We start from the raw sequence: 8494 nt of genomic DNA on the forward strand, positions 1-8494 counted from the left end.
CGACACGGAGGAGGGTCCGCCCCGTTCCCGCGCCCGCCTCGACGACGAGCGCGCCGCGGGACCGGGCTTCCGAGTCCGCCCACTCCTCTTCCTCCTGCCGTTCCGGCATCGACACTGCAGAGACGACCCATGCGCCGCTTCCCCGCCCTCCTCGCCGCCGCCTCCCTGAGCGCCGCGGCCGCCGTGCTCCCGCTCGCCCCGGCCTCCGCCGCAGACGGCCCCGCCTGGAGCGTCGGCCCGACCGCGGACGCCTCCGGCACCACCCGCGCGAACTTCGACTACTCCGTCGACCCCGGCGCCGTGGTCGAGGACTCGATCTCGGTGCGCAACGACGGAGCGACCGAGCTCGTCCTCGACGTCTACCCGGCCGACGCGTTCACCACCCGCGAGGGCGGCATCGACGTGCTGACCGCGGGCACCGCCTCCGAGGACGCGGGCACCTGGATCGCGCTCGCGACCTCCTCCGTCACCCTCGTGCCGGGGCAGGACGCGGCGGTGCCGTTCACGGTCACCGTGCCGGCGGACGCGCGGCCCGGCGATCATCCGGCGGGCATCGTCACATCGCTCCGCGTCGAGGACCCCGACTCGCAGGTGCAGATCGACCGGCGTCTCGGCACCCGGCTGCAGCTGCGCGTCTCGGGCGAGCTCGTGCCCTCGCTCGAGCTGTCGGATCCGGTGGTTGCGTTCTCGGGGGTCTGGAACCCGTTCGCGACAGGATTCGTGACCGTCGACTACTCCGTGGGCAACACCGGCAACACGCGGGTGACCGCGCTGGCCGACACGTCGATCGCCGGGCCGCTCGGAGTGGCGGGGGTGTCGGCGCAGAGGCAGCTGCCGGAGGTGCTGCCCGGGTCGACGATCGACGTGCGCGAGGAGCTCGACGGAGTGGGCGCGCTGCTGTGGCTGTCGGGTGCGGTGAGTCTGCGGCCGACGAGCGTGGGCTTCGGCGCGGCGACTCTGGACCCGGTGACGGCGGACTTCGCGCTGGCCGCGGTGCCGGTGGGGACGCTGCTGGTGGTGCTGGTGCTGGCGACCGGGGTGGTGGCGGTGGTGCTGCTGGTGCGGCGGCGACGGCGGGGCGAGCGGGTTGCGTGACGGGCGCTGGTCGTCGGCGGCCGGGGGCGGGGTCGAGTCATCACAAGTCGTCGTAGTCGGGTGCCGAGTACGACGATTTCCGCGTAGTCGGGGCCGGGGCGAGCGGAGGGGCGTGACGCGGGCTCGGCAGGGCGGCGTCGAGTCCTCGAGAGTCGTCGTACTCGGCGTCGAGTACGACGACTTTCGTTGAGTGGGGAACGCGGAGGGGCGCGCGAGCGCGATGAGGGACGCGTGGGCACGGTTCCGCAGAAGTTGCGGTATCCGCTCGCGCTTCCCGCAACTTCTGGAGGACGGTGGCGGGTGGCGCGGGGCCGGGAGGCGGCGGCTCGCGCCGGTTCCGCAGAAGTTGCGGTAACGGCTCGCGCTTCGCCCTACTTCTGGAGGAGGGCGGCGGGAGAAGTGGCTACGGAGTTCGGGGCCCGCCTCGGTGCTGGAGGCTGGTCGCGTCGGGCGTAGGCGTAGGCGCGGGGTCCGGGCGGCCGAGCAGGTTCCGCAGAAGTTGCGGTATCCGCTCGCGCTTCCCGCAACTTCTGGAGGACGGTGGCGGGAGCCGCGGGCGCCGGAGGTGGCGGCCAGGGTCGGTTCCGCAGAAGTTGCGGTATCCGCTCGCGCTTCCCGCAACTTCTGGAGGAGGGCGGCGGGAGGCGCGGGGCCGGGAGGCGGCGGCTCGCGCCGGTTTCGCAGAAGTTGCGGTAGCGGCGCGCGGTTACCGCAACTTTTGGAGGGTGGGGGCGGGCAGTCGGGCGGGCCGTCACTCCGGAGGTGCGGGGCGGCGCCAGGGCAGCACGCGGCGTCCCGAGAGGTGCAGCGCGGCGAGCACGGCGACCAGCACCGCCAGGGTCAGGGCGCCGATCAGGAGGGGCAGGAGTCCGGAGCTCGCGACCGCCTCGGGGACGAGTCCGCCGCCGTCGCGGACGACGGTGCTCGTCTCGGCGACGAGCCCCGCGGCAGCCTGCGCGGCCGGAGCCGCAGAGGCACCCGCACCCGCGGCAGGCCCCGCTCCCGCCGGCCGCTCCGCCACCTCGTTCACCGGCCCCGCCCCTCCGCCCGCCCCGGACTCCGGAGCCGCCACCACCGCCGGAGCCGACGCGTCGAAGTTCACGAGCAGCGCGGTCGCCGGCTTGGCCGCGTCGCGAGTCCCGCCGGTCGTCAGCCAGTACCCGGCCTGCCCCGTCTGCACCTGGAACTGCAGGAAGCTCGTGGGGAACGAGCCCCAGTACGCCGCGTTCTCGGCGGTCCGCGGGGCCTGGCCGCCGGTCTGGCTAGCGACGCCGAGGTACTCGGGCACCACGCTGAAGCCGCCGTCGCCGAGCGGAGCGCCGCGCACCTCCGCGAGCACGATCTCGGTCGCGGGCAGCGGGCGCCAGAGCGAGGTGTCCTCCATCGAGGTGCCGTAGCCGCTCGCGGTCGCGGTCAGCCGGCCGTTCCCCGCGGCGTCGAGCGAGAGCACGGGGTCGCTCGCGCTCCAGTAGGTCATGCCGCCGTAGAAGGCGACGGTGAACGCGCCGCTCCAGCGCAGTGTCAGGCCGTCGGCCGAGACGGAGCCGCGCCCGCCGTCGACGACGACCTGCGACTGGGTGCTCGAGGCGAGCGACGACGCGGTGACGGGCGCGCCCGACGGATCCGTGCAGCGGGTCGCGAAGGAGGCGCGCGTCCATCCGCCGGCCGCGGTCGCCTTCTCGATCGAGACGGCGCCGGCTTCGGCGGCGTACAGCCCGTCGGACTCGGACCAGACGCGCGCGCCTCCGCTGTTCCCGGCGACGCCGGCGCTGAGGAAGTTGCAGCCGCCGGCGAAGGCGCCGCCCGAGGACTCGCGGTTGAGTCCCCAGCGCAGCTCGGCGTTCTCGATGTCGCCGAAGCCGGCGGAGGTGCCGGTCGGCACGGACACGTCGATGTCGACGCCGTCCTCGACTGCCGCGGCGGCGGGTGCGAGCCCGAGTGTCAGGGCGGCGGCGAGGAGGAGGGATCCGAGCCGCCTCATCGCGCGTCCGCCGTCTCGCGGGCCGGCAGATCGCGGGCGGTGGAGAGCTCCTCGGTGGGGGCGTCGGGGGAGGGAGGAGCAGCGCTGGCGTCCGGCTCCGGAGTCGCCTCCACGGGAGTCGCGCTCGACGCAGCGATCCGGGTATCCGGCGACACCGCCGCGCCCCCACCGGCTGTCTCCGACGACCCACCCGCACCCGCCCGCTTCCGCGCCCGCCGCCTCCGAACCCCCCGCACGATCCCCACCACGACACTCGCCAGCACGAGCCCCGCCGCGATCAGCAGCGCGATCCCGAGCGCCACGTACAGCCACACCGGCACCTCCGGCTCCGCCGCGGCGCTCGGCACCGACGCGGCCGATGCTCCCACCACGGTCAGCTCGCTCTCGGCGACCGCCCCGGATGCGGCGCCGGTCAGCGTCAGCAGGTGCGTGCCTCCGCGCAGGTCGCCCGGCAGGGGCAGCACCCCGGCCACCTCGCCGCGGGTGCCGGCCGTGAGCGGGCCCACGGCCACGACTCCGTCGTCGAGGGTCGCGACGACCTGCTCGGACACGGCGAAGCCCTGTCCCGTGAACGCCAGCGCATTGCCGGCGACGGCGGAGGAGGCGGTGTAGCCGACGCGCGCAGAGCCGGCTGCGGGCGCTTCGGTGGGTGACGCCTCCGCAGCACCCGCGACAGGGGCCGCACCCGCCGCGGGACCGGGGGTCGCGCCCGCCGCCGGCGCCGCGAACGACACCGGCGTGAACGTCTCGTTGTTCGCGTTCTTCACCCCGTGCGCGCCGATCGTGATCACTCCGCACTGCACCTCGAGGCAGTCGACGGTCGTGACCTCGCCCGAGCGGTCCTGCGCCTCGAAGCGTGCCGACGGGATCGTGAGGTCGACGCTGAAGGAGCCGTCGGCCGTGAGCACGCCGTTCGCGGCCGACTCCGTCTCGCTGCCCGGGAACGCGACGAAGCGCTCGAAGCCCGCGTTGTCCTTCGACTCGGAGTCGGGGACGTAGCGGTAGTCGGTGCCGACCTCGCCGCCGCTGCTCGGTCCCCAGCCGGCGCCCGACACCCAGCCGAACAGCACGTAGACGCCGCCGAAGCCGCCCTGGATCGACTGGAAGCCGCGGCCCGAGACCGTGATCGCCGTGGCGTAGTCGGGGTCGGCGGCGGTCGCCCCGTCTGCGAAGGACACCGACACCGAGCCGGCGGCCGACGCGGCGGGGGCGACGAGCGGAGTCGCGGCCACCGCGATGCCGAGGGCGGCGGCGAGGAGGAGGGTGCGCGGGGTGCGGGTCATCGAGGGTCTCCGATCGGGGGAGCGGGGGAGGGGGAGGCGGGGTCGGCGCCGGTCCGCAGTGCCCGCTCCGGCCGGATCGACACCGCGCCGTCGTCCTCGACGACCACCCGGATCGGATGCCGGTACACCTCGCTGAGCAGCTCGGTCGTCAGCGCGACCGCGGGCGGGCCGTCGGCGCGGACGCGTCCGCCCTCGAGCACGACGACGCGGTCGGCGTACGCGGCGGCGAGCCCCAGATCGTGGAGCACCACCACGGCCGAGCCGCCCGACTCGGTGTGCGCGCGGACCTGGCCGAGCAGCCGCTCCTGATGCCGGATGTCGAGGCTCGCGGTGGGCTCGTCGAGCAGCACGAGGTCGCACTCCTGCGCGCGGACGCGGGCGTAGGCGACGCGGGCCCGCTCGCCGCCCGAGAGCTCGGGCATGCGGCGGTCGCGGAACGCGGCGACCTCGGCGTCCTCGAGCGCGCGCTCGACCACCGCGGTCCCGTCGCCGCTCCGGGGCGCCCGGCCCATCTCGACGACCTCGAGCACGGTGAAGGGGAACGACACCTCGTTCGACTGCGTCAGCACCGAGCGCAGACGCGCCAGATCGGGGGCGCGGTAGGAGCGGAGTGGGCGGCCGTCGAGATCCAGCGAGCCTGTCTGCGGAGCGGACTCGCCCGCGAGCAGCGAGAGGAGCGTCGATTTGCCGGCGCCGTTGGGTCCGACGAGCGCGACGAACTCGCCGCGGTGCAGGCGCAGGTCGACGCCGTCGAGCACGGGGCGCGCGCCGTAGGAGAGGCCGACGCCGGTGGCGCGCATCCGCTCGCCGTGATCGGAGCGGGCCGGAGCCGCACCCTGGCTCGCACCCGCACCCGCACCCGCACCCGCACCCCCGCTCACGCCCACCCTCCCGACCGCACCCGCGCCCGGCGCAGCAGCCAGAAGAAGAACGGACCGCCGACGATCGCGGTCAGCATGCCGATCGGCAGGTCGGCGTAGGGGACGGCCGTGCGCGCGACCGCGTCGGCGCAGACGAGCAGCAGCGCGCCTCCGATCGCGCTCGTGCCGATCAGCGCGCGGTGCGCGGGGCCCAGCAGCATGCGGAGCAGGTGCGGCACGACGAGTCCGACGAAGGCGATGATGCCGCAGAGGGCGACGGCGGCCGAGGTGAGCGCGGCGACGGCCACGATCGCGGCGATGCGCGTGCGCTCGATCGGCACGCCGAGGTGCTGCGCCTGGCGCTCGCCGAGGGCCAGCAGGTCGAGGCGGCGCGAGAGGAGAGCGGCGGCGATCACTCCGACCACGGTGATCGGGAGCACGATCGCGACGTCCTGCCAGCGGGTGCCGTTGAGCGAGCCGAGCTGCCAGAACACGATCTGCTCTCGCTGCTGCGTGGTGCCGAGGAAGGTCATCAGCGCGATGCCCGCGCCTCCGACCGCGTTCACCGCGATGCCCGTGAGCACGAGGGTGACGACCTCGGTGCGGCCGCCGGCGCGGGCGGTCAGGTAGACGAGGAGCGTCGCGGCGAGGCCGCCGACGAAGGCGAAGACGGGGGCGGTGAGCGGCCCGAAGACGTTCAGCCCGAAGACGATGACGGCGCTCGCCGCCAGCGCCGCTCCGGAGGAGACGCCCACGACGCCCGGCTCGGCCAGCGGATTGCGGAAGACGCCCTGCATGACCGCTCCGCCGACCGCCAGCGCGGCGCCGACGACCGCGGCCATCGCGATCCGCGGGAACCGGATCGCCCACAGGGTCGCGTCGCCGTTGACGTGCGCGGGCAGCTCGAGCACAGGGAGCAGGCGCACGCCGAGCACGTCGTTGAGGTGCTGCGCGATCGATCCGAGGATCTGCGCGGGAGGGACCGACAGCTGCCCGAGACCGGCCGAGACGACGGCGACCACGACGAGGGCGCCGGTGAGCCCGGCGGTGACGAGCGTCGGTCGACCGAGTCGAGCGGGAGCGGCGGCCGTCGTCATCGGGTGCTGTCCGGCGCGTAGATCGCGACCGCGAGCGCCTCGAGCGTGCGCGGGGTGTCGGGTCCGAAGCTCAGGATCTGCGTGTCGGCCATGTCGACGATGCGGCGGTTCTGCCCGGCGGGGGTCTGCGCGAGCGCGGGCACGGCCTCGAGCAGCCCGTCGACTCCGTCGACCGATTCGAGGCCGCCGGTCATCATCAGCACGAGGTCGGGGGCGGCGGCCACGAGGCCCTCGTCGGTGAGCGGGCGCATGCCCTCCCAGCCGATCTCGGCGGCCACGTCGATCCCGCCGAGCGAGCGCACGAGGTCGTCGGCGCCGGAGCCCTCGCCGAAGAGGTAGTAGACGCCGGACTGGCCGCGCACGTAGAGGAAGACGATGCGCAGGCGCTGGGCGGGGTCGGCGGGCGCGACGGCGTCGATCCGGGCGATCGTCTCGTCGACGGAGGCGCTGAGGCGCGCGGTGAGCTCGGCCCCGCGCTCGGGGACGCCCAGGGCCGCGGCGACCTCGCCGACCAGAGTCGGGATCGTGGCGATCGAGCGGTCGGAGCCGACGACGACCACCGGGATCCCCGCGTCGCGCATCTGCAGCACCGTGTCCCACGGGCCCAGGCTCGAGTCGGTGAGGAGCACGGTGGGCGCGAGGTCGAGGATCGCCTCGGCGTTGAGGTCGTGGCCGTTCTGCGTGACCAGCGGGCGGTCGGCGATCTCGGCGAAGTCGCTCGAGACGTCGCGGCCGACGACGGAGTCGCCCAGGCCCAGCTCGAAGACGAGGCGGGAGGTGGAGCCGTAGAGGTCGAGGGCGAGGATCCGCGAGGTGTCGGTCACGGTGACGGCGGTGCCCTGGGCGTCGACGACGCTCGCGGGCAGGGACTGGGTGCCGGTGGTGATCGGATCGACGGAGGCGGCGTCGATGCGCGCGGTCGAGGGGCAGGTGGCGGTGCGCGGCTCGGTGAGTGGAGTGACGTCGGCCAGGCGCGGCGACGGGGCGCCCTCGGCGGCGGTGCTCGCGGAGGAGCAGCCGGCCAGGAGGGCGATCGCGGCGAGGGCGGCGACGACGTGACCGGCGGAACGGCGGGGGAGGAGGGGCACGGTCTCGCCTTCGCTACGGGTGCCCCGTGCGGGGGCTTGGGTCGAAAAGTTAGCTAATGCTAACCTAACTTCACCCGCTCGCCGCGGGACCTGGACCCCGACGAGACGAGCCGTTCGTGACCGCTGTCACCGCTTCTTCCCTGCCTGCGATCGCCGTGCCCGCCGGACCGTCCGTTGCGCCTGGGGACGCTTCTCCGGTCACCGCTGCGCCTCTCTCCGCGGCCCCTCCGCTCGGCGTGGCCGGCGCCCTGCGCGAGGCGACCGGTGACGAGCACCGGCATGCGGAGTCGCGCGGCTACATCACCGCGCTGATGCAGGGCGACCTGTCGCTCGCGGAGTTCGCGCGCTACCTCGGCCAGCTGCTCCCCGTCTACGAGGCGCTCGAGGCTCGGGTGCCGTCGGCCGCGGATCCGGCGCTGCTGCACGACACGGCCGTGCACCGGGTGCCGGCGCTGCGGGCGAGTCTCGTGGCGCTGGGCGTCGATCCGTCGACCGTCGTGCCGCTGGACGCGACCGTGCACTACGCGGCGCGCATCGCGTCGTTCGGCGCCGGCGACGGGATGCTGCACCTCGCGCACCACTACACCCGATACCTCGGCGACCTGTCGGGCGGCCAGGCGATCGCCACGATGATGGCGCGGCACTACGGCGCGAGTGCCGAGCAGCTCGCGTTCTTCCGCTTCGACGCGATCGAGAACGCGGTGCACTTCAAGCGCGCCTACCGCGCGCAGCTCGACGCGCTGTCGCTGCCGCCGGCCGCGCTCGACGCGATGGTGGCGGAGGCGCGGCACGCGTTCGCGCTGAACGCGGCGGTGTTCGACGCGCTCGACGCGTCGCGCCCGGCGGCCTGACGCGTCGCGCGTGCCGGTCTGACGCGTCACGTCTGCCGGTCTGACGCGTCGCGTCTGCTGACGGCGGTCGCCCCACCTCGACTCCGCAGAAGTCGTCGTACTCGGCGGCGAGTACGACAACTCTCGAGGAGTCGCGGGACCTCAAGCCACGACGTCCGCCGGTCGGCCCCTCCGGCGCCGCTTCCCCAGAAGTCGCCGTAACGGCTCGCGCTTCCCGCAACTTCTGAGGAAGCGCGAGC

At 74.6% G+C, this 8494-nt stretch carries 7 protein-coding genes; 2 read left to right on the forward strand and 5 right to left on the reverse strand.

What is annotated here, in order from left to right; genetic code table 11:
- Nucleotides 1-129: 129 nt before the first annotated feature.
- On the forward strand, nucleotides 130-1095 hold the full coding sequence (locus ASF46_RS01130) for a WxL protein peptidoglycan domain-containing protein (protein WP_056866070.1): 966 nt from the start codon (nucleotides 130-132) through the stop codon (nucleotides 1093-1095).
- Nucleotides 1096-1846: 751 nt separating this feature from the next.
- On the opposite strand, the gene ASF46_RS01135 is transcribed toward ASF46_RS01130, so the two are convergent.
- From ASF46_RS01135 to ASF46_RS01155, 5 genes are read right to left on the reverse strand one after another with little or no spacing between them, the layout of a single operon-like run.
- The gene (locus ASF46_RS01135; RefSeq protein WP_056866071.1) at nucleotides 1847-3076 is read right to left on the reverse strand and encodes a hypothetical protein; all 1230 of its coding nucleotides are present in this window, start codon (nucleotides 3074-3076) and stop codon (nucleotides 1847-1849) included.
- On the reverse strand, nucleotides 3073-4359 hold the full coding sequence (locus ASF46_RS01140; protein WP_056866072.1) for a hypothetical protein: 1287 nt from the start codon (nucleotides 4357-4359) through the stop codon (nucleotides 3073-3075). The genes ASF46_RS01135 and ASF46_RS01140 overlap by 4 nt, the downstream gene beginning before the upstream one ends.
- Entirely contained in the window at nucleotides 4356-5240 is an 885-nt protein-coding gene (locus tag ASF46_RS01145) for a heme ABC transporter ATP-binding protein (RefSeq protein ID WP_235576819.1), read from the reverse strand. Before ASF46_RS01145 ends, ASF46_RS01140 begins: the two co-directional genes overlap by 4 nt.
- The gene (locus tag ASF46_RS01150; RefSeq protein WP_056866073.1) at nucleotides 5237-6316 is read right to left on the reverse strand and encodes a FecCD family ABC transporter permease; all 1080 of its coding nucleotides are present in this window, start codon (nucleotides 6314-6316) and stop codon (nucleotides 5237-5239) included. The genes ASF46_RS01145 and ASF46_RS01150 overlap by 4 nt, the downstream gene beginning before the upstream one ends.
- Complete coding sequence (locus ASF46_RS01155; protein WP_056866074.1) at nucleotides 6313-7404, reverse strand: heme/hemin ABC transporter substrate-binding protein; 1092 nt, start codon at nucleotides 7402-7404, stop codon at nucleotides 6313-6315. The genes ASF46_RS01150 and ASF46_RS01155 overlap by 4 nt, the downstream gene beginning before the upstream one ends.
- A gap of 236 nt (nucleotides 7405-7640) precedes the next feature.
- Between ASF46_RS01155 and ASF46_RS01160 the strand changes: the two genes are divergently transcribed.
- On the forward strand, nucleotides 7641-8255 hold the full coding sequence (locus ASF46_RS01160; protein ID WP_056866075.1) for a heme oxygenase (biliverdin-producing): 615 nt from the start codon (nucleotides 7641-7643) through the stop codon (nucleotides 8253-8255).
- Nucleotides 8256-8494: the final 239 nt, after the last annotated feature.

The organism is Rathayibacter sp. Leaf296 (assembly GCF_001423045.1).
Classification (GTDB): Bacteria; Actinomycetota; Actinomycetes; order Actinomycetales; family Microbacteriaceae; genus Rathayibacter; species Rathayibacter caricis.